Source organism: Saccharopolyspora sp. MMCC62 (assembly GCF_057736575.1).
This window is the reverse complement of record NZ_JBYKCM010000012.1, coordinates 31,332-51,949: the sequence shown is the minus strand read 5'-3', so window position 1 is coordinate 51,949 and position 20,618 is coordinate 31,332. Positions and strand designations below refer to the sequence as shown.

The 20,618-nt window shown below is 72.5% G+C and carries 18 protein-coding genes; 6 read left to right on the top strand and 12 right to left on the bottom strand.

Going from position 1 to position 20,618, the window contains the following annotated elements; translation table 11 throughout:
* Positions 1 to 28: 28 nt before the first annotated feature.
* Positions 29 to 919: a cupin domain-containing protein gene (locus tag AC29IT_RS24745; protein WP_488220273.1), complete on the bottom strand. Its 891-nt coding sequence runs from the start codon at positions 917 to 919 to the stop codon at positions 29 to 31.
* A gap of 81 nt (positions 920 to 1,000) precedes the next feature.
* Here AC29IT_RS24745 and AC29IT_RS24740 point away from each other — a divergent pair, with 81 nt between their 5' ends.
* Positions 1,001 to 1,999 carry a zinc-dependent alcohol dehydrogenase family protein gene (locus AC29IT_RS24740; RefSeq protein ID WP_488220272.1) on the top strand — a complete coding sequence of 333 codons (999 nt, stop codon included), beginning with the start codon at positions 1,001 to 1,003 and terminating at the stop codon, positions 1,997 to 1,999.
* Positions 2,000 to 2,274: 275 nt separating this feature from the next.
* Here AC29IT_RS24740 and AC29IT_RS24735 read toward each other — a convergent pair whose 3' ends face one another.
* The 7 genes from AC29IT_RS24735 to AC29IT_RS24705 all read right to left on the bottom strand — a co-directional run bounded on the left by AC29IT_RS24735 (position 2,275) and on the right by AC29IT_RS24705 (position 8,088).
* Positions 2,275 to 2,751, bottom strand: coding sequence for a SixA phosphatase family protein (locus tag AC29IT_RS24735; RefSeq protein ID WP_358436793.1), 477 nt, complete (start codon positions 2,749 to 2,751; stop codon positions 2,275 to 2,277).
* A 124-nt stretch (positions 2,752 to 2,875) separates the two neighbouring features.
* Complete coding sequence (locus tag AC29IT_RS24730) at positions 2,876 to 4,099, bottom strand: cytochrome P450 family protein (protein ID WP_488220271.1); 1,224 nt, start codon at positions 4,097 to 4,099, stop codon at positions 2,876 to 2,878.
* On the bottom strand, positions 4,075 to 5,325 hold the full coding sequence (locus AC29IT_RS24725) for a cytochrome P450 family protein (protein ID WP_488220270.1): 1,251 nt from the start codon (positions 5,323 to 5,325) through the stop codon (positions 4,075 to 4,077). The genes AC29IT_RS24730 and AC29IT_RS24725 overlap by 25 nt, the downstream gene beginning before the upstream one ends.
* Before the next feature lie 46 nt (positions 5,326 to 5,371).
* Complete coding sequence (locus AC29IT_RS24720; protein ID WP_488220269.1) at positions 5,372 to 6,004, bottom strand: GTP-binding protein; 633 nt, start codon at positions 6,002 to 6,004, stop codon at positions 5,372 to 5,374.
* Positions 5,973 to 6,341 carry a DUF742 domain-containing protein gene (locus AC29IT_RS24715; RefSeq protein WP_488220268.1) on the bottom strand — a complete coding sequence of 123 codons (369 nt, stop codon included), beginning with the start codon at positions 6,339 to 6,341 and terminating at the stop codon, positions 5,973 to 5,975. The genes AC29IT_RS24720 and AC29IT_RS24715 overlap by 32 nt, the downstream gene beginning before the upstream one ends.
* Positions 6,338 to 6,763, bottom strand: a complete 426-nt coding sequence (locus tag AC29IT_RS24710) for a roadblock/LC7 domain-containing protein (protein WP_358436779.1) — start codon at positions 6,761 to 6,763, stop codon at positions 6,338 to 6,340. Before AC29IT_RS24710 ends, AC29IT_RS24715 begins: the two co-directional genes overlap by 4 nt.
* Positions 6,760 to 8,088 (bottom strand): ATP-binding protein, encoded by a 1,329-nt coding sequence (locus tag AC29IT_RS24705; protein WP_488220267.1) that lies wholly within the window; start codon positions 8,086 to 8,088, stop codon positions 6,760 to 6,762. Before AC29IT_RS24705 ends, AC29IT_RS24710 begins: the two co-directional genes overlap by 4 nt.
* Before the next feature lie 354 nt (positions 8,089 to 8,442).
* Between AC29IT_RS24705 and AC29IT_RS24700 the strand changes: the two genes are divergently transcribed.
* Complete coding sequence (locus tag AC29IT_RS24700) at positions 8,443 to 9,255, top strand: phosphatase PAP2 family protein (protein WP_358436773.1); 813 nt, start codon at positions 8,443 to 8,445, stop codon at positions 9,253 to 9,255.
* Between the two features lie 325 nt (positions 9,256 to 9,580).
* Here AC29IT_RS24700 and AC29IT_RS24695 read toward each other — a convergent pair whose 3' ends face one another.
* A complete protein-coding gene (locus AC29IT_RS24695; protein ID WP_358436771.1) occupies positions 9,581 to 10,552 on the bottom strand; it encodes a TIGR03557 family F420-dependent LLM class oxidoreductase in 972 nt (323 codons plus the stop codon).
* Positions 10,553 to 10,619: 67 nt separating this feature from the next.
* Positions 10,620 to 11,189 carry a TetR/AcrR family transcriptional regulator gene (locus tag AC29IT_RS24690; RefSeq protein WP_358436769.1) on the bottom strand — a complete coding sequence of 190 codons (570 nt, stop codon included), beginning with the start codon at positions 11,187 to 11,189 and terminating at the stop codon, positions 10,620 to 10,622.
* 136 nt (positions 11,190 to 11,325) lie between these two features.
* Between AC29IT_RS24690 and AC29IT_RS24685 the strand changes: the two genes are divergently transcribed.
* Positions 11,326 to 12,897, top strand: a complete 1,572-nt coding sequence (locus AC29IT_RS24685) for a GMC oxidoreductase (protein WP_488220266.1) — start codon at positions 11,326 to 11,328, stop codon at positions 12,895 to 12,897.
* Between the two features lie 48 nt (positions 12,898 to 12,945).
* Here AC29IT_RS24685 and AC29IT_RS24680 read toward each other — a convergent pair whose 3' ends face one another.
* On the bottom strand, positions 12,946 to 14,382 hold the full coding sequence (locus tag AC29IT_RS24680) for a sulfatase family protein (RefSeq protein ID WP_488220265.1): 1,437 nt from the start codon (positions 14,380 to 14,382) through the stop codon (positions 12,946 to 12,948).
* An 11-nt stretch (positions 14,383 to 14,393) separates the two neighbouring features.
* Positions 14,394 to 15,689, bottom strand: a complete 1,296-nt coding sequence (locus AC29IT_RS24675; RefSeq protein WP_488220264.1) for an MFS transporter — start codon at positions 15,687 to 15,689, stop codon at positions 14,394 to 14,396.
* Positions 15,690 to 15,848: 159 nt separating this feature from the next.
* Between AC29IT_RS24675 and AC29IT_RS24670 the strand changes: the two genes are divergently transcribed.
* From AC29IT_RS24670 to AC29IT_RS24660, 3 genes are all read left to right on the top strand, one after another.
* Positions 15,849 to 16,826 carry a sugar-binding transcriptional regulator gene (locus AC29IT_RS24670; RefSeq protein ID WP_488220263.1) on the top strand — a complete coding sequence of 326 codons (978 nt, stop codon included), beginning with the start codon at positions 15,849 to 15,851 and terminating at the stop codon, positions 16,824 to 16,826.
* Positions 16,827 to 17,065: 239 nt separating this feature from the next.
* Positions 17,066 to 18,799 carry an ABC transporter ATP-binding protein gene (locus AC29IT_RS24665; protein WP_488220262.1) on the top strand — a complete coding sequence of 578 codons (1,734 nt, stop codon included), beginning with the start codon at positions 17,066 to 17,068 and terminating at the stop codon, positions 18,797 to 18,799.
* Positions 18,796 to 20,604 (top strand): ABC transporter ATP-binding protein, encoded by a 1,809-nt coding sequence (locus tag AC29IT_RS24660; protein WP_488220261.1) that lies wholly within the window; start codon positions 18,796 to 18,798, stop codon positions 20,602 to 20,604. The genes AC29IT_RS24665 and AC29IT_RS24660 overlap by 4 nt, the downstream gene beginning before the upstream one ends.
* Positions 20,605 to 20,618 lie beyond the last annotated feature (14 nt).

Genomic DNA, 20,618 nt, shown 5'->3' with positions numbered 1-20,618 from the left:
GTGGTCGCCGGTGCGAGCAGCGGGCCGTTCACCTGGTGCGGGTCGCGCGCCAGGTGGTGGGGGAGACGCCTTCGCGCCGGTGGAAGGCGCGGCTCAGCGCGGTGCCGGTGGGGTAGCCGACGCGCACCGCGATCTCCTGCACGCTCAGCGAGGTCTCCCGCAGCAGCGCCTTCACCCGGTACGTCCGCCACGCCGCCAGGTACCCCAGCGGTGTGTCACCTGTCCGCTCCTTGAACAGAGCCGCGAACGCCGAACGCGACATCCCGGCCACCTCCGCCAGCGAACGCACCGTCCACGGGTGCGCCAGATCCGCGTGCAGCGTCCGCACCGCCCCGGCCAGCCGCGGATCCCGCAATGCCGCCACCCAGCCGATGGTGCCGCCGCCCACATCCGCGCAGCAGGCGCGCACCGCCTGCACGAACAGCACGTCCGACAGGCGGCTCGTGACGAACCCGGAGCCGAGCGCCGCCGCCGCGGACTCCCGCGCGATCAGGTCGAACGTGCCGCGCAGCAGCTCGCCCCCCGCCGAGTCCAGGCGCAGCCGGAACAGCGGCGGCAGCAGTCCGAACAGCGCGTCCGCGGCGACCGCGTCGAAGCTGAACCGGGCCGACACCAGCTCGGTCGGCTCCCCGTCCCCGCCGAACCGGACGTCGCCCTCGCAATCGACCAGCGGGCGGCCCGGCTCGTCCTGCAGCGCGAACCCGGTGCCCGCCCGCACCAGCACGCAGTCGTCCGCGGACAGCCGCAGCGGCTCCCGCAGCGCCGCCCCGGTCAGCCAGCACGACCCGGTGGTGATCAGCACCAGCCGCGCCACCCGCCGGGAGCGGAACGAGATCCCCCACGGCGCGCGCGCCGTCATCCGCACGTACCGGGACTCCTCGATCCGCATCGTGGCGAGGAGGTCGTCTACCGGGTCCACGCCCGGCTCCTGGACGAACTGCACCGAATCACGGACGCGATGGTACGGATCGTCCAGCCCGTTCGGGCTACCGTCGAGGGCATGGGACCAACGATGCGCACGTTCGAGGTGTCCGGCGACGGTGGACCGCTGCGGATGCGGGACCGGCCGGTGCCCGCTCCGGCCGCCGGTGAGGTGCTGGTGCGGGTCCGGGCCCGCTCGATCAACGCGCGCGACCTGCCGATCGTGGAAGGGCGCTACTCGATGCCGGTGCCGCCCGGGAGGATTCCGCTGTCCGACGCCGCCGGCACCGTCGACGCGGTCGGCGCGGGCGTGCGCGGCTTCCAGGTCGGCGACCGGGTGATGAGCACCTTCCACCCGGACTGGCTGTACGGGGCGCTCGACGGCTGGGGCGAGCTGTACGGGGTGCAGCGCGACGGGTGGCTCGCCGAACACGTCGCCGTCGCCGAGCACGCCGTGCTGCCGGTGCCGGAACACCTGTCGTTCGAAGAAGCCGCGACGCTGCCGTGCGCCGCGCTCACCGCGTTCGCCGCGCTGGACGGCATCGGACCCGGGGACTCGGTGCTGCTGCAGGGCTCCGGCGGGGTGTCGATGTTCGCGCTGCAGTTCGCCCGGCTCGCCGGAGCGCGGGTGCTGATCACCACCTCCGGCCCGGTGAAGGCGCGGTGGCTGCGCGAACTCGGCGCTCCCGACGTCATCGACCGCACCGCCGTCCCCGAGTGGGGCGACGAGGTCCGGGCGCGCACCGGCGGACGCGGCGTGGACCGGGTGGTGGAGATCGGCGGCGCCGGATCGATCGGCCAGTCGATCCGCGCCCTCGCCCACGGCGGGCTGATCTCCCTGGTCGGGAACCTCGCCGACGGGCCGGGCATGGACCTCGGGGCCTTCTTGAGCCGCGGGGCGACGCTGCGCACCACCACGGTCGGCAGCCGCAGCGACTTCGAGCGGATGATCCGCGTCCTCGAACAGCACCGGCTGCACCCGCTCATCGACCGGGCCTTCCCCTTCGACGAAGCCGCCGAGGCGTTCACCCACTTCGCCACCACCGACAGGATCGGCAAAGTGGTCATCGGGGACTGATCTCCCTGCTCCTGGTGCGCGGGGGATGGGTGGCGGAACCTCAGCGTTCCCCTCGCTGCCCGCTTCCGCGGAGTGACGGCCGTTTCCCTCTTGTCAGCGGCGAAGCCGCTGAGCAGCGACCACCAGAGCAACTCGCACCGCAGCGGGTTCTCAGCGCCCTCCTCGCGAGGACAGCGTTTTCTCATGTGGCGGAGCCACCGGTGAAAACGATCCCGCAGCGAGGAGGGCGCTGAGGTTCCGCCACCCGCCCCCGACGAGCAAGAGGACGGGAGAGATCACCCCCGAGGTTTCGCGGAGTCCTGGAGTTTGGCCCAGCCTGGTTCCAGCTGGGACCAGGACCCCGTGCCGGTGAGGACCGCCAGTTCCGCCGTGGCCAGCTGGTGCGGGACCCCGGTCAGCACCGCGACCAGGTCCTCCAGCCCGGGGTTGTGGCCCACCAGCACCGCGGTGTCGGCTTCGTCGGGCACTTCGTTGAGCACCGCGATCAGCTCACCGGCCGTGGCACCGTAGAGGCGCTTGTCGTGCCGGGTCTCGACCTTGCCGGTCACGCCCGAGATCAGCTGCCAGGTGCGGCGCGCCCGCTTGGCGGGGGAGCAGAGCGCGAAGCCGATGTCGGGTACCCGCTCGGCCAGCCACCTCCCCGCTTCCGGCGCGTCCCGTTCGCCACGTTCCGTGAGCGGGCGTTCGAAGTCGTCGACGTCGTCCGGCCACGCCGACTTCGCGTGCCTGCACACCACCAGAGTGCGTGTCATCGCCACCGTTCCTCATCGTCCGTGGCGTCCAGGGTAGTAGGACGAGCGCCGCCGGGGAGCCCGTCGAATCCGGCGCCCGGAGCCGTGTTTCCCGCCGGAAGCGGGCGAACCGCGCAGTCCGGGCTCAACCGGCGAGCCGCACCGGCAGCGCCTTCGGGCCGTTGGAGATGAACGACTCGGAGGGCTCCAACGCGTCCGACCCGACCGCGAGGGCGAGGTCGGGGAACCGGTCGAACAAGGCGGGCAGCGCGATCTGCGCCTCCAGCCTGGCCAGCGCCGCACCCAGGCAGAAGTGCGGGCCGAAGCCGAACGCCAGGTGGTCCCGCGCGCCGCGCCGGGCGTCGAACACCTCCGGCGCGTCGTAGTGGCCGGGGTCCCGGTTCGCCGCCGCGTAGGACGCGAGGATCGCGTCGCCTTCGGCGATGACGGTGCCGTCGGCGAGCTTGATGTCGGTGGTGGCGAACCGCAGCGGCACGTTCGCCAGCGCGGGCTGCCAGCGCAGCGTCTCCTCGATCACGTCGTCCCAGCCGATGTCGCCCGCGCGCAGCGCGGCGCGCTGCTCGGGGTGCGTGGTCAGCGCGACGACGGCCTGGCCGAGCAGGTTCACCGTGGTCTCGTGCCCGGCACCGATCATGAGGATCAGGGTGTCGGCGAGTTCCCGTTCGCTGAGCCGGTTCTGCTCCTCGTCGCGGGCCGCGAGCAGCCCGCTGGTGAGGTCGTCGCCGGGGTGCTGCCGCTTCGATTCGATGAGGTCGGTGAGGAAGCGGCCCATCTCCTGCGCCGTCGCCGCCGTCTCCTCCGGGGTGGCGGAGGTGCGGAACACCTCGTCGACGATGTGGCGCAGCTTCCCGCGCATCTCGTCGGGCACCCCGAACAGGTCGGTGATGACCGCGATCGGCAGCGGGTAGGTGAAGCCGGTGCGCAGGTCCACCTCACCGGTCTCCGCGGCCAGCCCGTCCAGCAGTTCCGCGGTGATCTGCTCGATGCGGGGCCGCAGCGCCTGCACGCGGCGCGGCGTGAACGCCTTCGACACGAGGCCGCGCAGCCGGGTGTGCTCCGAGCCGAACGCGGTGAACATGTTGTCCACGCCGACCCAGGAGATCAGCGGCCAGTCCGCCGGGATCTCGCCGTTGATCCACGCGGGCCAGTGCTGCCGCGGGTCCTTGGACACCCGCGGATCGGACAGCAGCCCGCGCAGCTCGCCGTGATCGGTGATCACCCAGGCGGGCACGTCCCCGGGGAGCGCGATCAGCGCGGCCGAGCCGTGCGCGCGCAACCGGTCGTTCTCGCCGTGCACGTCGGCACCGGCCGGGTCGAGAGCGGTCACGGGGCACTGCGATGCGGACATGCTGATCCTCCTGTGGTGGGTTCGGCGAGCGAGGACACGGCTGGGAAGCGCACCGGCAGGGCCGTCAGCGCCCGGTGGAAGGGGCCGGGACGCCACCGCAGCGGTTGCTGATCATCCAGCTCGACTTCGGGAACGTAGTCCAAAAGGGTCTCCAGCGCCACGGTCGCGATCAAGCGCGCGGGCCTGCTCGCCGGGCAGGTGTGCGCGCCAGCGCTGAACGCGAGGTGCGCCCGGTTGCCCGCCGGGATCTGCCCGGACGGGTGCAGCGCCGGGTCGGTGTTGATCGCGGCCATCGAGATCACGACCGGTTCGTCGGCGGGCAGCAGCACGCGGCCCAGGTACACCGGGTGCCGCGGGTAGGTGATCGCGTAGTTCGCCAGCGGGGTGAACCGCCACAGCACGTCGTCGAGCGCTTCGTCCAGCGCGACGCTGCCGGTGGCGACCGCGTCGGCCACCCGGTGCTCGGTGAGCAGCAGGTACAGCGCGTTCGCGATCCAGTTGCCCAGCGGTTCCGCGCCGGCGCCCATCGTGATGATCAGCTGGTGCTGCAGCTCGTCGTCGTCGAGGCCGTGCGGGTGCTCGATCATCCGGGTCGTCACGTCGTCCCCGGGGTTCGCGCGCTTGTACCGGACGAGGTCGTTGACGCTCTCCTCCAGGTACCGGTTCGCCAGCTGCGGGTCGGTGCCGTCCCACAGCGCGGCGATCGCGGCGACCATGGCCTGCGCGATCTCGGCGGGGCAGCCGAACATCTGCTGCAGCACCAGCATCGGCAGCTGCGCCGCGTACTCGCCGAGCAGGTCGGCGTGGCCGCGGCCGGTGAACCCGGTGATCAGCCGGATCGCGCTGGACTGCACGAAGCGCCGCAGCTGCGCGGGTTTCACCGCGGTGAGGCTGTGCTCCACCGGCGGGCGCAGCCGCGCGTGCCGCTGCCCGTCGGCGAACAGCGTGTTCGGCCGCCAGGACATCATCGGCAGCACCGGGGTGTCCGGCGGCGCGGTGTCCTGCCAGCGGCGCGAGTCCTTGACGAACACGTGCGGGCTGCGCAGCACCTGCAGCGCCGTCTCGTAGTCGACCACCAGCATCGCGGGCACGTCGGGCGCCAGCGTCACCGGCACGATCGGGCCGCGGGAGCGCAGCCGCGCGTACACCTGGTCCGGGTGCGCGGTGAACTCGTCGCCGTGCAGCGGGATGCGGTCTTGCAGGTCGGGGCCGGGCAGGGCCGTCATGGTCGCTCCGTCGTCGGGGAGGTCGTCGGGGGCTGGGGGAGTGCGGTCACGAGCGCACCGTCGGGTCGGCGGCGTGCCTGCCGGAGGTCGAGGCCAGCAGCACGTGCTCGACCAGGTCGATCAGCACCCGGGTGCAGGAGGCGACGTCCCGCGCGTCGCACACCGCGACCGGCGTCTCCGGCGGCGGGTCGAGCGCTTCGCGCAGGTCCGCCACCGAGTGCAGCGGGGCGGAGTCGAACGCGTTCACCGCGATCGCGTAGGGCAGGCCCAGCTCCTCCACCCGGTCCATCACCTCGAACGAATCCGCCAGCCGGCGGGTGTCCGCCAGCACCAGCGCGCCGAGCGAGCCGTTCGCCAGCGTCCGCCACAGGTAGGTGAACCGCTGCTGGCCGGGCGTGCCGAACAGGTACAGCACCAGCTGATCGTTGAGGGTGCGGCGGCCGAAGTCCAGCGCCACCGTGGTCGTCGTCTTCGCCGGGGTGAGGTGCAGGTCGTCGACCGCCTCGCTGGCCGAGGTCAGCGATTCCTCGGTGTGCAGCGGCATGATCTCCGACATGGTGTCGACGAACGTGGTCTTGCCGACACCGGCCGGGCCGACCACCAGGATCTTCGCCGACCGCCGCACCGTGTCGGCGACGTAGGCCGACTCAGGCGGAGGTGTCCAGGCGGCGGAGTCCATCGAGCACCTCCTGCAGCAGATCCGTGCTGGGCACCGACGCCGGGCGGTTCGCCGAGGCGGGCGTCAGGTATCCCTCGTCGATCAGGTCGGCCACCACCACCAGCGTCACCGTCAGCGGCAGTTCGGTGTGCGCGGCGATCTCGGCCACCGACAGCGCACCGCCTTGGGCGACCTGCACGATCCGGCGGCGGTCCGGATCGAGCTCGGACACCGCACCGGTGGCCGCCGCCCGCACCAGGGCGGCCGGTTCCACCGGTTGCTCGGCCCGGGCCCGGCCCCGGGTGAGCACGTAGGAGCGCACCAGCTCCGACTCCCGCCGGCGCGGTCCCGGGGTCACGAACTCCGCCTGGCGGCGGTGCGCGCAGCCGTGCCCATCTCCTGCCCGAGCCGCTTGGCGGTCATCTGCATCTCGGTCGACACCACGCCCAGGTCGGTGTCGGCGTCGGTCACCAGCACGAGGTAGGACTCCTCGCCGAACGGTTGCAGCAGCTGGTAGCCCTGCGCGTGCTGCACCAGCACCTGCTCGAAACCGCCGGTGGGGTAGCCCAGCGGTTCCATCCCGTGCCGGGCGCAGGCCTGTAGCGGCGCGCTGACCGCCGCCCAGCGCTCGGCGTCGGCCTGGTCGAGGCCGCTGTTCTTGACCAGGAGCATCCCGTCGCCGGACACCGCGATGGCCGCCCGGATGCCGGAGTGCTCGACGAGGTCGTCGAGCACCCAGCTCCGGTCGGGTTTCGGCGCCGTCAGGGCCGTCTCGGTCATGCTCGTGCATCCCTTCTGGAAGTGGACGTGTCCACCGGGTCGTCGCCGTCGTGCTCGGCGGCCGGGCCCGGTTCGATCTCGGTGGCCGCGTCGCCGTCGTCGGTGGCGCGAGTGGCGCGCTGGAGCCCGCGCAGGCCTTGGGCCGCGTCGGTGGTGCGGCGCTGCGCCCCGTCGGCGATGGGCTGCACGGAGGCGCTGTCCGGCGCGGACAGGTCGCCGGAGCGGGTCATGGTGCGGCGCGGCCGCTTGGGCAGCCCGGCGGCGGTCGTGGTGGCCGGTTCGGGCTGGCGGTGCCGCGGCGCGTCCGGTTCGGCGGCGACCGGAGCCGGTGCCGGTGCGGGCGCCGGTTCCGGGACGAGCGCGGGCTCGTCCCGCCCGGCGGAGATCACCGGCTGCTGCTCCAGCGTGGTCAGCAGGTGGTGCGGCACCAGCAGCACCGCGCGCAGGCCGCCGCGGCTGGAGGCGGCGTCGAGCCGCACGGTGAACCCGTAGTTCGCGGCCAGCACGCTGCACCCGGCGAGGCCGGTGCGCGGCGGGTTGCCCAGCTCGGTCAGCTCGATCTCGGAGTCGCCGCGGGACAGCAGCGCGTTGGCCTGGTTCAGCGCGTCCGGCGGCATCCCGACCCCGCCGTCGTGGATCTCCAGCGAGACGCCGTGGTACTCGGCGGTGATCAGCACGTCCACCGGCGCGGTCGGCGGCGAGGAGCGGGTCGCGTTGTCCAGCAGTTCCGCCAGCGCGGCGCTCAGCGGTTCGACCACGCGCCCCAGCACCGCGGTGGTGGTGTCGCGGGTGGACAGCCGCACCCGCTCGTAGTCGTGGATGCGGGACTGGGCGGCGCCGACGAGCCGCGCCATCAGCTGCGGGGTGCGCTGCTGGCCGGGCGGCGATCCGCACAGCACGGTCACCAGCTGGGCGCGCCGCTGCGCCTGCGCCAGCAGGTGGTCGATCGGCAGCAGGTCCTCCAGCACGTCCGGCCCGTGGGTGCGCTGCATGTCGTGCAGCCGCCCGGCCGCGTTGTTGGTCAGCGCGAGGATGCGCCGCATCGTGCCGCCGAGCGCCTCCTGGGCACCCTGCACGACCTCGCGGCGGAACCGCTCGTCCGGTTGGACGGGCATCGGTTCCAGCGCGGGAGCGGTCGGCGGTTCCAGCGCCGCGGGGGCCGGTGCCTGCGCGGGCTCCGGTGCCGGGAGCGGGTCGAGCGCCGCGAGCTGCTCGATCTCCTTGTGCTGTTGGCGCAACCGAGCGCTCAACAACGCCACCGCGGCTCCCAGCAGCACCACCAGGATCACCAGGCCGCCGAGTATCCACCCTGTCGTTTGTTGCATCGCCGTCCTCACCCATCCCGCGCCACCGCGGGTTCCTCGGCCTTGCCAGCCGGCTCGTGGTGCTGCGTGCGGCAGCACCACGGCGCACGCGGGCCACCGTAGCGAATGTTGATCACATTGAGTACAGTTGGCCGGTTCAGCCATGATCAACTTCGGAAATGTGATCGAGCACTGCTCCGCACGGGTGGCTGAGGCCTTGCGCGGAGCGCCGCTGCCTGCTCTCGCAGGTCGGATTTCGCCGCCGGATACCGCCGAACGAGTGCCCGGCGGGTCGCCGCGGGGCATCGGTGCAGGTGCCCGGGTTCCGGTGGAGCCGGTACCGGGCCCGCGGCGGATCTTCATATGATGTTGGGAATGTCGACACCTGCCGTTCAGCCGTCGTTGGCCGCCGAGCCGAACCCCTACGTGCCCGGCGTGAGCTCCGACCTGTACCGGGGCATCGCGGGTGCGGGCGCGGCGAGCCCGGAGTGGTTGCAGGCGTTCGCCGAGTTCTTCACCGAGGCCGCGATCATCGGTTTCCTCGCCGCCTTCGCCGTGCTGTTCGTCCAGGCGCGCAACGACGAGGACCACGTGATGGCGCGCGCCGTGCTGCCGCCGCTGGGCACCGCGCTCGCCTACGTGCTCAGCGAGGTCCTCAAGTCCTTCATCCAGGAGGACCGGCCGTGCCGCGCGGTCGCGCACGCGGACTTCATCGCGTCCTGCCCGGAACTCGGCGACTGGTCGTTCCCCAGCAACCACTCCACGATCGCCGCGGCCGCCGCGATCGGCCTGTTCTGCGCGCGCCGCAGCTGGGGCTGGGCCGCGGTCGTGGTCGGGCTGCTGACCGGGCTGTCCCGGGTGTTCATCGGCGTGCACTACCCGCACGACGTGCTGGTGGGCCTGCTGCTGGGCGGGGCCGTGGCGGCGCTGCTGCCGCTGCTGGCCGAGCGGATCACCCCGCTGGTCGGGCGGCTGCGCGCGACGTCCGCGGGTGAGCTGGTGCTCGGCGGCGGCGACGACGGCTGGGACGACTTCGCCGACTACGACGACCGCGACGAGCACGAGCACTTCGACGAGTTCGACGACTTCGGCGGCGTCCGCGGCGAGGACGCCGTCGACGAGGACCGCACGGTCCAGCTCCCCGCGGTGGACGACGCGACGGTCCAGTTCCGCACGATCCGCCGGTGACCGCGGCGCCCGCTGGGGCCGGACGGCCGCGCCGAACGCCGAGCGCGGCCGCGTCCTCCGCTCGGCAGCGGCGGAACGGCTGAGTCCCCCGGCGGGTCCCTGGCGACCCCCGCGCGGACGGCGACTTCTCCGGTGGTGTCGCCACCGGCGCACTCGATCCCGCCGGGGAGCCGCTGGCTGCCTGTCTCCGAACCTGCCCGGCGGGTTCTTGTCGGTGTCCTGCCAGCGGCGAAGCCGCTGAGGTTCCGCCACCCGGGCACTACGCGGAGAAGCAGCGAGACAGGCCGTGAGGTTCCGCCACCCGGCCGGCAGGAGGAGCCGGGCTTCAGCCGAGGAGGCTGCGCAGCCGGGGCAGGAGTTCCCGCCGGGAGAACTCGAAGAAGGCGTCCTGGTGGTCGTCCCCGCCGATCTGCACCAGGGCCACGTCGGTGAACCCGCAGTCCCGGAACGAGGTGACGGCGTCGACGATCGGCTCGGCGTCGGGGCCGCACGGGATGTTCTCGGCCACGTCCTCGGGCCGCACGAACCGGGTCGCGGCGGCGAACCCGGCCGGTCCGGGCAGGTCCGCGTTGACCCGCCAGCCGCCGGCGAACCAGCGGAACTGCTCGTGCGCCCGCTTGACCGCCGCGTCCCGGTCGGTGCCCCAGGACACCGGCAGCTGCCCGACCTTCCGGTCGCCGCCACCGGCGGAGTCCCAACCGCGGCACAGCGCTTCGCTGGGATCGGTGGCGATCATCGTCTCGGCGAGCGGCGCGAACCGGGCGGTGGATTCGGGCCCGGACACGGCGATGCCGATCGGCACCGGCCGCGCGGGCACGTCCCACAACTTCCCGGCGTCGACGCGGAAGTGCTCCCCGGCGTAGTCGAGCCGGTCGCCGCCGGAGAGCGCGCGGATGATCTCGACGGCTTCGACGAGCATCTCGTGCCGGACGCCGACGGACGGCCAGCCGCGGCCCACCACGTGCTCGTTGAGGTTCTCCCCGGCGCCGAGCCCGAGGGTGAACCGGTCCTGCGAGAGCAGGCCGATCGTCGCGGCCTTCTGCGCCACGATCGCCGGGTGGTAGCGCAGGATGGGCGCGGTCACGTACGTCATCAGCTCCAGCCGCTCGGTCACCTGGGTGACGGCGCCCAGCACGCTCCACGCGTACGGCGAGTGGGCTTGGGCGTCCAGCCAGGGCGAGTAGTGGTCGCTCAGCACCGCGAAGTCGTAGCCCGCGTCCTCGGCGAGCGGGGCGTGGCGCACCAGCGCGCGCGGGCCGGACTGCTCGGTCATCAACGTGTATCCGATCCGAACCATGCGCTCAGGCTGGCAGTCGTCGCGCTTGAACGCGTCCGAGCGGCCCGTGCGGTGCGGGGACGCCGGTTCAGCGGCGGGGGCAGAGCCCGTCGAGGGTGACGGACAGCAGCTTGCGCACCGCGTCGTCGCCCGAGCGCAGCAGCTTCGACGCCAGCGCCCCTTCGATCATCTCCAGCACGAGCATCAGGTCGGCGGGTTCGAGGTCGGCGCGCACCTCGGCCGCGGCCTGCGCGCGGCGGAACGCGGGGGTGAGCGCGGCGATCAGGGCGTCGGCGAAGCGCCGTTGCTCCTGCTCGGGCAGCTGCCGGATGAGGTGGACCAGCGGCCGTCGCACCACCTGGTCGGACAGCACGAAGTGCAGCAGGTCGCGGAACGGGCGGCGTTCGCGTTCCGCGGTGCTGACGAGGCGTTCGAGCGCTTCGATGCGGTGCGCGGCGACGGTGGTGGCCAGCGCGTGCCGGTCGGAGAAGTGGCGGTAGACGGTGGCGCGGCCGAGGCCCGCGCGGCGCGCGATCTCCTCGATCTGCACGGAATCGGCGCCTTCGGCGAACGCCTCGTCCGCCGCGCGCAGGATCATCTCGCGGTTGCGGCGGGCGTCGGTGCGCTGCGGGGTCAGCAACACTCGCCGTTCACGCACGACGCGTGATGCTACCCGTGCGTAGTGAGAACGTCGACCGGTTTCCGCTCTCGGTTCGATTCCCTACGCTTCCGAGCCATCCGCCCGCTGTGATCAGCGACGACGCCGCCCGAGCCCCGACCGAGCAGGAGCCCGCATGCCCGAACTGAGCCGACGTTCCGTCCTCGCCGGAGCCGCCGCCACCGGACTGGCCGCGTTCGCGGCACCGCGGGCCGCCGCGGCGAACCGGGTGCGGCTGACCCGCGAGGAGCACCGGGTCGTCGTCATCGGCTCCGGTTTCGGCGGCGGCGTCACCGCGCTGCGCTTCGCCCAGGCCGGGGTGCCGGTGCTCGTGCTGGAACGCGGCGCCCGCTGGCCCACCGGGCCGAACGCGGACACCTTCCCGAGCATCACCCGGCCCGACTCGCGGATCTCCTGGCTGGGTTCCACGCCTTCGCTGTTCGGCGTGGAGCTCGCGCCGTTCGACCGCCGCACCGGGCTGATCGAGCAGATCCCGGGCCGCGGCATGGACATCATGTGCGCCGCGGGCGTCGGCGGCGGCTCGCTGGTCTACCAGGGCATGACGCTGCAACCGGACGAGGACGTGTTCAACGCGACGCTGCCCGAGCGGCTCGACTACCGGCGGATGGCCCGGGAGCACTACCCGCGGGTCGCGTCGATGCTGCGGGTGGCGACCGCGCCGGACGAGCTGATCGCGAGCCCGACCTACGCGCCCTCCCGCGCGTTCGCCCGCGGCGTCGAGCGCGCCGGGTACCCGCTGTCGAAGATCCCGATGCCGATCGACTGGGACTACGCGCTGCGCGAGCTCACCGGCGAGTTCAAGGCGTCCTACACCAACGGGGATTGCGCGTTCGGGGTGAACAACGGCGGCAAGCACTCCGTCGACGTCACCTACCTCGCCGCCGCCGAGGCCACCGGCAAGGTCACCGTCGCCCCCCAGCACCACGTCACCGACGTGGCACGGGCCCGCGACGGGCGCTGGCAGGTGCACGTGGACCGGATCGCCACCGACGGCACCGTGCTCGAACAGAAGATCATCACGGCCGGGGCGCTGGTGATGGCGGCCGGGACCGCGAACACCACCAAGCTGCTGATGCGGGCCGCGGCGAAGGAGCAGATCCGCGACCTGCCGGACGGGCTCGGTTCCGGCTGGGGCTCCAACGGCGACCGCATCTACACCTGGACCAGCTTCGCCGAGGACTTCGGCTCGCCCCAGGGCGGCCCGGTCGTCTACGGCAGCCTGGAGTGGGACGACCCGGCGCGGGCCAACACGGTCATCCAGGCGTCGATCCCGCCGATCGGGGACCTGCGCACCACCATGCTCGTCGGCTACGGGGTCAGCGACGGCCGCGGCGAGTTCGTCTACGACCCGCGCACCGACGACGCCGTGCTGCACTGGCCGCACGACGGCGACGCCGAGCTGGCCCGGCACGTCGACGAGCGCGTCGCCCGCGTCGCCGGGGACGGCGCCGTGCGGCTGGACACCACCTCGCTGGTGCCGAACACCTGGCACCCGCTCGGCGGGGCGTCGATGGGCTCGGTCTGCGACCTGGCCGGCCGGGTGCTCGGCCAGCGCGGGCTCTACGTGCTCGACGGCGCGCTGCTGCCCGGCACCAGCGCCGCCTGCAACCCGTCCATGACCATCGCCGCCGTCGCCGAGCGGGCCACCGACGAGCTCATCGCCCAGGACGTGGGCACCGTCATCTGACCGCACCGCACCCAGCGTCCACATCGGACGGTGCTCGGCGGGCGGTGGTCAGCGGAAGTCCTTCGCCCAGGTGGAGGTGTGCAAGGCGCTGCGGACCCGCCAGCGGTGGATGGACTCGTGCAGCCGGTCCCGGGTCCCGCGGTGCTCGGGGGCGGACCACAGGTCGTGCTCCTCGGCCGGGTCGGCGGCCAGGTCGAACAGCTGGCCGCGCTCGTGGTCGGAGAACTCGACGAGCTTGAACCGCTCGTCGCGGACCATCGTCATCAGCTCGGTGTCGGTGAGGATGAAGTCCCGCGCGTGCTCCGAGAACACCTCGGTGCGCCCGGACCACTCCGCGCCGTCCAGCGCGGGCCGCAGCGACTCGGCCTCCATCCACGGCGGCGGGGTCAGCCCGGCCAGCTCCAGCACGGTCGGGCCGATGTCCATCAGCGAGGTCAGCCCGTCCAGCACCAGCCCCGGCCGCACCCGGCCCGGCCCCCAGATCAGCAGCGGGACGTGCACGCTCGGCTCGTACATCGTCCACTTCTGCGAATGCCCGTGGTCGCCGAGCGCATCGCCGTGGTCGGAGGTGAACACGACGACCGTGTTCTCCAGCACCCCGCGCCGCTCCAGCGCGTCCAGCAGCCCGCCGACCTGCTCGTCGATGAGCGTGACGTTGGCGTAGTAGTGCCTGCGCTGCCGCTGCAGCTGCTCCTCGGTCGGGTCGGCCAGGTGCACGATCGCGTCGTGGTCGTTGTCCAGGTGCTGGCGGCGCAGCGCCTGCAGCGGTTCCGGCTGCGCGGCCAGGTCGCCCGGATCCCGGTGCGCGGCGGGCATCTCCCGCTCCCGGTACGGGTCGAGGTGGCGCGGCGGCGGGTCGTACGGCGGGTGCGGGCCGGGGAAGCCGACCTGGAGGAAGAACGGCGCGTCGTGGTCCGGGTAGGTGTCCAGCCAGTACCGGGCCAGGTCGCCGACGAAGTTGTCGGCGTGCAGGTCCTCGGGCGGCTCCCACTCGAACGCGCCGAGCCGTTCCCCGTAGTCCGCGCGGCGGCGGTAGGTGACGCGGCTCGGCTTCTCCTCGCCCCTGATCCACAGCGCCTTGTCCCACTGGTCCAGGAAGAACGGCAGGTTCGGGTGCGCGCGGTCCTTGTTCTCCACCACGTGCCGCTCGGCGAAACCGACCGAGGCCTCGTACGGGTAGGTGTGCATCTTGCCGATGCTGGTGCAGCGGTAACCGGCCGCGGCGAGGTCCTCCACCCACGAGTGCGACCAGCGGTCGTCGTTGCGCAGCACCCCGGAGGTGTGCGGGTACAGGCCGGTGAACAGGCTCGCCCGCGACGGGGCGCAGGACGGCGAGGCCACGTAGGCGCGGGTGAACGCGGCGCCGCCGCGCGCGAGCCGGTCCAGGTTCGGGGTGTCGACGTGCTCGTGCCCCAGCGCGGCGATGGAGTCGAACCGCTGCTGGTCGGTCATGACCAGCACGATGTTCGGGCGCGGATCCGTCATGGTGCTCTCCTTCATCGAGCGGGGGCGTCCTCGACCAGGTCGGTGCGGTGCGTTTCCTTCGTGAGCAGCACGCAGATCGCGCTGAGCAGGCACAGGCCGCACAGGTACAGCGCGGGTGGCCAGTACGAGTAGCCGAACGCGGCGGCCAGCGACAGCGCGATCGCGGGGGTCGGCGCGCCGCCGAGCAGCGCCGAGCCCTGGTAGACCACGCCGAGCCCGGTGTAGCGGGTGCCGGTGGTGAACATCTCCGCGAAGTACGCGCCCTGAATGGCGAACATGCACCCGGTGCCCACCGCCACCAGCACCACGATCGCCAGCCAGACCAGCACCGCGTTCCCCGTCGCCAGCACCGGGAAGTACAGCAGTCCGCCCGCCCCGCACAGCACCACGCCGAACAGGTACACCGGCCGTCGCCCGACGCGGTCGGAGAGCCTGCCGATGAACGGGACCAGCACGAGTTCGACGGCGGCGGCGAGCACGAACCCGTTCAGGATCATCGACTCGTCCAGCCCGAGCCGCGCGGTCGCGAACGAGATCGCGAACACGTTGATCACGTTGAAGGTGACGGCGTCGGCCATCCGGGCGCCGGTGCCCAGCAGCACGTTCCGCCAGTCCTCGCGCAGCAGCGTCACCAGCGGGATGCGGTCGACCGGTCCGGCGGCGCGGAACGCGGCGGTCTCCGGGACGCGGGAGCGCGCGATCAGGGCGAGCACCACGAACACGCCGCTGAGCAGGAACGGGATCCGCCAGCCCCAGGCGAGGAACCGCTCCTCCGGCAGCAGGCTCACCAGGCTGATCAGCCCGGTGGACACGAGCAGCCCGGCGGGCGTGCCCATCTGGTGGAAGCTGCCCATGAAGCCGCGCCGCCCGGCGGGCGCGGACTCCAGCGCGAGCAGCGAGCCGCCGCCGAACTCGCCGCCGATGCCGATGCCCTGCAGCATCCGCAGCGCGATCAGCGCGACCGCGGCCCACGGGCCGATCGTCTCGTAGGTCGGCAGCAGGCCGATGGCGCAGGTCACGGCGCCGATCAGCACGACGGTGACCATCAGCGCCGGCTTGCGGCCGATGCGATCGCCGAAGTGCCCGAACAGCAGCGCGCCGAGCGGCCGGGTGAGGAATCCGGCGGCGAAGGCGCCGAAGGACTCGATGACGCTGACGGTGTGGTCGCCGCCGGGGAAGAACAGCTTCGGGAAGATCAGCGCGGCGGCGGTGCCGAAGAGGTAGAAGTCGTACCACTCGATGAAGCTGCCGGAGAAGGCGGCGCGGACCGCTCGCCAGGAGGACTGCGGCGGCGTCGCTGCGGTCATGGGAACTCCTCGAGCCGAGAGCATGTCGAGAGCAGTGCTCAGATGTGCGATATGATGTCGCTCATTCGTTGAGCGCGGATGCTAGCAACGACGAATGTGCCCGCACAACGGGCGAAATCGCTGCGCACGACAACGCTCAGATGCGCGTTAGGGGATCTGATGGGTGCGGTGGACGGCCGCTCGACGGCCATCGGCGAGGACCTCGTGCTGCGGGTGGCCCGCGACTACTACCTGGCGGACCGCTCCAAGGTGGAGATCGCGCGGCGGACCGGGCTCAGCCGCTGGCAGGTCGCGCGGGTGCTGCGGGAGGCGCGGGAATCCGGGCTGGTGCGGATCAGCATCGGCGACCCGGACGCCGAGGCCCCGGACGCCGACGACGGGCTCGAACGGCGGCTGGCCGCGGCCCTCGGCATCGACGCGGCCGTCGTGGTCGGGCCCGGCCCGGACGGCGAGCTCACCGCCGATGCGATCGCCGCCGCGCTCGCCACCGTCCTCGGCGAGGTCGTGCGCGACGGCCAGTCGGTGGGCCTCACCTGGAGCCGGGTGATCGAACGGCTGCCCGCGCGGCTGCACCGCCTGGTGCCGTGCCACGTGGTGCAGCTGGCGGGCGCGCTGACCTTCCCCGGCGACCGGCTCGGCTCGGTGGAGGTCACCCGCGAGGTCGCCCGCATCGCGGGCGGCACCGCGCACCCCTTCTACGCGCCGCTGTTCGTCGCCGACGCGGGCACCGCCGCCGCGCTGCGCGCCCAGCCCGAGATCGCCCGTTGCCTGGAACGCGTCGAACACCTCGACGTCGCCGTGGTGTCGGTGGGGCAGTGGAGCGAGCACGGCTCGGCGGTGCACCCGCTGGTGCCCGGCGAACTCGCCGAGCAGGTCGCGGCGGCCGGCGCCGTCGGCGACGTCAGCGGCCGCGTCTTCGATGCCGACGGCGCCGACGTGCGCACCGGGCTCGACGACCGGATCGTCGGGATCACCGCCGAGCAGCTGCGGCGGGTGCCGCAGCGGATCGCCACCAGCTTCGGCGAGTACCGCGCCCGCGCCACCATCGCCGCCGCCCGCGCCGGGCTGATCACCCGGCTCGTGGTGGACCGCCCGCAGGCCGTCGAGATGCTCCGGGTGCTCGCGCCGGAGAGCTGACCGGTGTGCCGCGGACCCGGCCGCCGCGGCCGGGTCCGCTACCGTCCGGTGGAGGCCGGGCGCCCGCGAATTCCGCACCAAGCGGGCGAATCCGGCGACCACGGGCACAGCGCGTCCCACCGGGATCACCGACGGCGATCAGCACCGCCCGAGGCACCGGCCCTGTCGTGGCCGCGGTTTAAGCTGGTCGATGGTCCGCCGCCGATCGCGGCGACCTCCCCGAACCGTAGAGAGATCGCGTGCTGCTCCGATTGCTGCGGGCCCACCTGAGGCCCTACCGGTCGTCGATCGTCCTGCTGGTGCTGCTCCAGCTGGTCCAGACGGTCGCCACCCTCTACCTGCCGACGCTCAACGCCGACATCATCGACCGCGGAGTGCTCACCGGCGACGAGGGCTACATCCTCCGCATCGGCGCCGTGATGCTCGCGGTGTCGCTGCTGCAGCTGGTCTGCTCGATCGCCGCCGTCGGCTTCGCCGCGCGCATCGCGATGTCGCTGGGCGGGGACCTGCGGGCCTCCGTGTTCGACCAGGTGCAGTCCTTCTCCGGTCGCGAGGTCGGCCGGTTCGGCGCGCCATCGCTGATCACCCGCACCACCAACGACGTCCAGCAGATCCAGATGCTGGTGCTGATGACCTGCGCGATGATGATCACCGCGCCGATCATGTGCGTCGGCGGCATTCTGCTGGCCCTCAACCAGGACGTGCCGCTGTCCGGGCTGCTGCTGGTGATCGTGCCGGTGCTCGGCGCGTTCATCGGCGTGCTGGTGTCCCGGCTGCGCCCGGTGTTCCGCGAGATGCAGCAGCGCATCGACACCGTCAACCGGGTGCTGCGCGAGCAGATCAACGGCCTGCAGGTGATCCGCGCGTTCGGCAAGGACCTGCACGAGCAGCGCCGCTTCGGCGCCGCCAACGCCGAGCTCACCGGCAGCGCCCTGCGCGTCGGCAACCTGATGGCGCTGATGTTCCCGACCGTGCTGGCCGTCGTGAACATCTCCAGCGTCGCCGTCACCTGGTTCGGCGCCGGGCGCATCGACGACGGCAGCATGCAGGTCGGGGCGCTCGTCGCGTTCCTCGCCTACCTGATGCAGATCCTCATGTCGGTGATGATGGCGACGTTCATGTTCATGATGATCCCGCGCGCCGAGGTCTGCGCCGAACGCATCCAGGAGGTGCTCGACACCGAGACCACCGTGCGGCTGCCGGAACACCCCGTCCGCGAGCTCACCGGGCACGGCAGGCTCGCGCTGCACGACGTCGGATTCCGCTATCCCGGCGCGGAACAGCCGGTGCTGCACGGCATCGGCTTCGAAGCCGGGCCGGGGGAGACCACCGCGATCATCGGCAGCACCGGCAGCGGCAAGAGCACCCTGGTCAACCTCATCCCGCGGCTGTCCGACGCCACCGACGGCGCCATCCGCATCGACGGGGTGGACGTGCGGGAGATCGACCCGGACCTGCTGACCCGCACCGTCTCCTACGTGCCGCAACGGCCCTACCTGTTCTCCGGCACCATCGCGAGCAACCTGCGCCACGGCGACCCGGATGCCACCGACGAGGACCTGTGGCACGCGCTGGAGGTCGCCGCGGCCGCCGACTTCGTGCGCGCACTGCCCGGCGGCCTCGACGCCGAGCTGTCCCAGGGCGGCGGCAACGTCTCCGGGGGCCAGCGGCAGCGGCTCGCGATCGCCAGAGCCCTGGTGCGGCGCCCCGAGATCTACCTGTTCGACGACTCGTTCTCCGCGCTCGACTACGCCACCGACGCCGAAGTGCGCGCCGCGCTGCGCCGGGACACCGCCGACGCGACCGTCGTGATCGTCGCCCAGCGGGTCAGCACCATCCGCGACGCCGACCGCATCCTCGTGCTCGATGCGGGCGAGCTCGTCGGCATCGGCACCCACCACGAACTGATGCGCGACAACGAGACCTACCGGGAGATCGTCCTGTCCCAGCTCACCGAAGAGGAAGCGGCATGACCGGCCCCGGACGTCCCGGCATGGCGGGCAACAACCGGCCGGAAGGGTTCGCCACCGCGGGCCGTCGCCTGCTCGGGCTGCTGCGGCCCGAACGACCGCTGCTGATCGCGGTGCTGGTGCTGGCCGTGGTGAGCGTGCTGCTCAGCGTCCTGGGCCCGCGCTACCTGGGGCAGGCCACCGACCTCGTCGTCGCGGGCGGCATCCGCGGCACCGGCGTCGACTTCGGCGCCGTCGGGACCGTGCTGCTGGTGGCGCTGGCGGTGTACGTCGGATCCTGGCTGTTCGGCGTCGCCCAGGCCCGGCTGATCAACGGCGCGGTGCAGCGCACCGCCAGCCGGCTGCGCCGGGACGCGGAGGAGAAGCTGGCGAAGCTGCCGGTGAGCCACTTCGACCGGCAATCCCGCGGCGAAGTGCTCAGCCGGGTCACCAACGACATCGACAACGTCGGGCAATCGCTGCAGCAGACGTTCTCGCAGGTGATCACCTCGGTGCTGACCATCCTCGGTGTGCTGGCGGTGATGTTCGTCATCTCCCCGCTGCTGGCGGTGTTCGCGCTGGTCAGCATCCCGATCTCGGCGCTGGTCACCATCCTGATCGGCAAGCGCGCGCAGCCGCAGTTCGCGGCCCAGTGGAAGAGCACCGGCGAGCTCAACGGGCACGTCGAGGAGATGTACACCGGGCACGCCACCATCAAGGCCTTCGGTCGGGGTCGCGAATCCGCCGAGATCTTCCGGCAGCGCAACGAAGCGCTGACCAAGGCCTCGTTCCGCGCGCAGTTCCTGTCCGGCGTGATCCAGCCGAGCATGATGTTCCTCAGCAACCTGAACTACCTGCTCGTCGCCGTCGTCGGCGCGCTGCGGGTCTCGGCCGGGGCGCTGACCATCGGCGACGTGCAGGCGTTCGTGCAGTACTCGCGGCAGTTCAGCCAGCCGCTCACCCAGGTAGCGAGCATGGCGAACCTGGTGCAGTCCGGCCTGGCCTCCGCCGAACGGGTCTTCGCGCTGCTCGACGCGCCCGAGCAGGAACCGTCCCCGGACCTGGCGCCGAAGACCGAACGCCCCCGCGGCCGCGTCGAGTTCGAGCACGTCGCGTTCCGCTACGACCCGGACGAACCGCTGATCGAGGACCTGTCGCTGGTCGCCGAACCCGGTGCCACCGTCGCCATCGTCGGACCCACCGGCGCGGGCAAGTCCACGCTGGTCAACCTGCTGATGCGGTTCTACGAGGTCACCGGCGGCCGGATCACCCTCGACGGCGAGGACACCCGCGCCATGTCCCGGGAACGGCTGCGCGCCGCCACCGGCATGGTCCTGCAGGACACCTGGCTGTTCGGCGGCACCATCGCCGAGAACATCGCCTACGGCAGGCAGAACGCCACCCGCGAGGAAGTGGTGGCCGCGGCGAAGGCCGCGCACGTCGACCACTTCGCCCGCAGCCTGCCCGACGGCTACGACACCGTCATCGACGACGAGGGCACCGGGGTCAGCGCGGGGGAGAAGCAGCTGATCACCATCGCGCGGGCGTTCCTCGCCGACCCGGCGATCCTCATCCTGGACGAGGCGACCAGCTCCGTCGACACCCGCACCGAGACGCTCATCCAGCGCGCCATGGCCACGCTGCGCACCGGCCGCACCGCGTTCGTCATCGCGCACCGGCTCTCCACCATCCGCGACGCCGATGTGATCCTGGTGCTGGAGCGCGGCGACATCGTCGAACAGGGCACCCACGACGAGCTGGTCGCGAAGGGCGGCGCCTACGCGCGGCTGCACCAGGCCCAGTTCACCGGACCGGCCGAAGTGGGCTGAACACCGACGGGAGG

Excerpts from the sequence above, each read along its gene's own strand:
- AC29IT_RS24740 (WP_488220272.1), top strand. The coding sequence starts at position 1,001 with ATGGGACCAACGATGCGCACGTTCGAGGTGTCCGGCGACGGTGGACCG.
- AC29IT_RS24735 (WP_358436793.1), bottom strand. The coding sequence starts at position 2,751 with ATGACACGCACTCTGGTGGTGTGCAGGCACGCGAAGTCGGCGTGGCCG.
- AC29IT_RS24730 (WP_488220271.1), bottom strand. The coding sequence starts at position 4,099 with ATGTCCGCATCGCAGTGCCCCGTGACCGCTCTCGACCCGGCCGGTGCC.
- AC29IT_RS24725 (WP_488220270.1), bottom strand. The coding sequence starts at position 5,325 with ATGACGGCCCTGCCCGGCCCCGACCTGCAAGACCGCATCCCGCTGCAC.
- AC29IT_RS24720 (WP_488220269.1), bottom strand. The coding sequence starts at position 6,004 with ATGGACTCCGCCGCCTGGACACCTCCGCCTGAGTCGGCCTACGTCGCC.
- AC29IT_RS24710 (WP_358436779.1), bottom strand. The coding sequence starts at position 6,763 with ATGACCGAGACGGCCCTGACGGCGCCGAAACCCGACCGGAGCTGGGTG.
- AC29IT_RS24705 (WP_488220267.1), bottom strand. The coding sequence starts at position 8,088 with ATGCAACAAACGACAGGGTGGATACTCGGCGGCCTGGTGATCCTGGTG.
- AC29IT_RS24700 (WP_358436773.1), top strand. The coding sequence starts at position 8,443 with ATGTCGACACCTGCCGTTCAGCCGTCGTTGGCCGCCGAGCCGAACCCC.
- AC29IT_RS24695 (WP_358436771.1), bottom strand. The coding sequence starts at position 10,552 with ATGGTTCGGATCGGATACACGTTGATGACCGAGCAGTCCGGCCCGCGC.
- AC29IT_RS24685 (WP_488220266.1), top strand. The coding sequence starts at position 11,326 with ATGCCCGAACTGAGCCGACGTTCCGTCCTCGCCGGAGCCGCCGCCACC.
- AC29IT_RS24680 (WP_488220265.1), bottom strand. The coding sequence starts at position 14,382 with ATGACGGATCCGCGCCCGAACATCGTGCTGGTCATGACCGACCAGCAG.
- AC29IT_RS24675 (WP_488220264.1), bottom strand. The coding sequence starts at position 15,689 with ATGACCGCAGCGACGCCGCCGCAGTCCTCCTGGCGAGCGGTCCGCGCC.
- AC29IT_RS24670 (WP_488220263.1), top strand. The coding sequence starts at position 15,849 with ATGGGTGCGGTGGACGGCCGCTCGACGGCCATCGGCGAGGACCTCGTG.
- AC29IT_RS24660 (WP_488220261.1), top strand. The coding sequence starts at position 18,796 with ATGACCGGCCCCGGACGTCCCGGCATGGCGGGCAACAACCGGCCGGAA.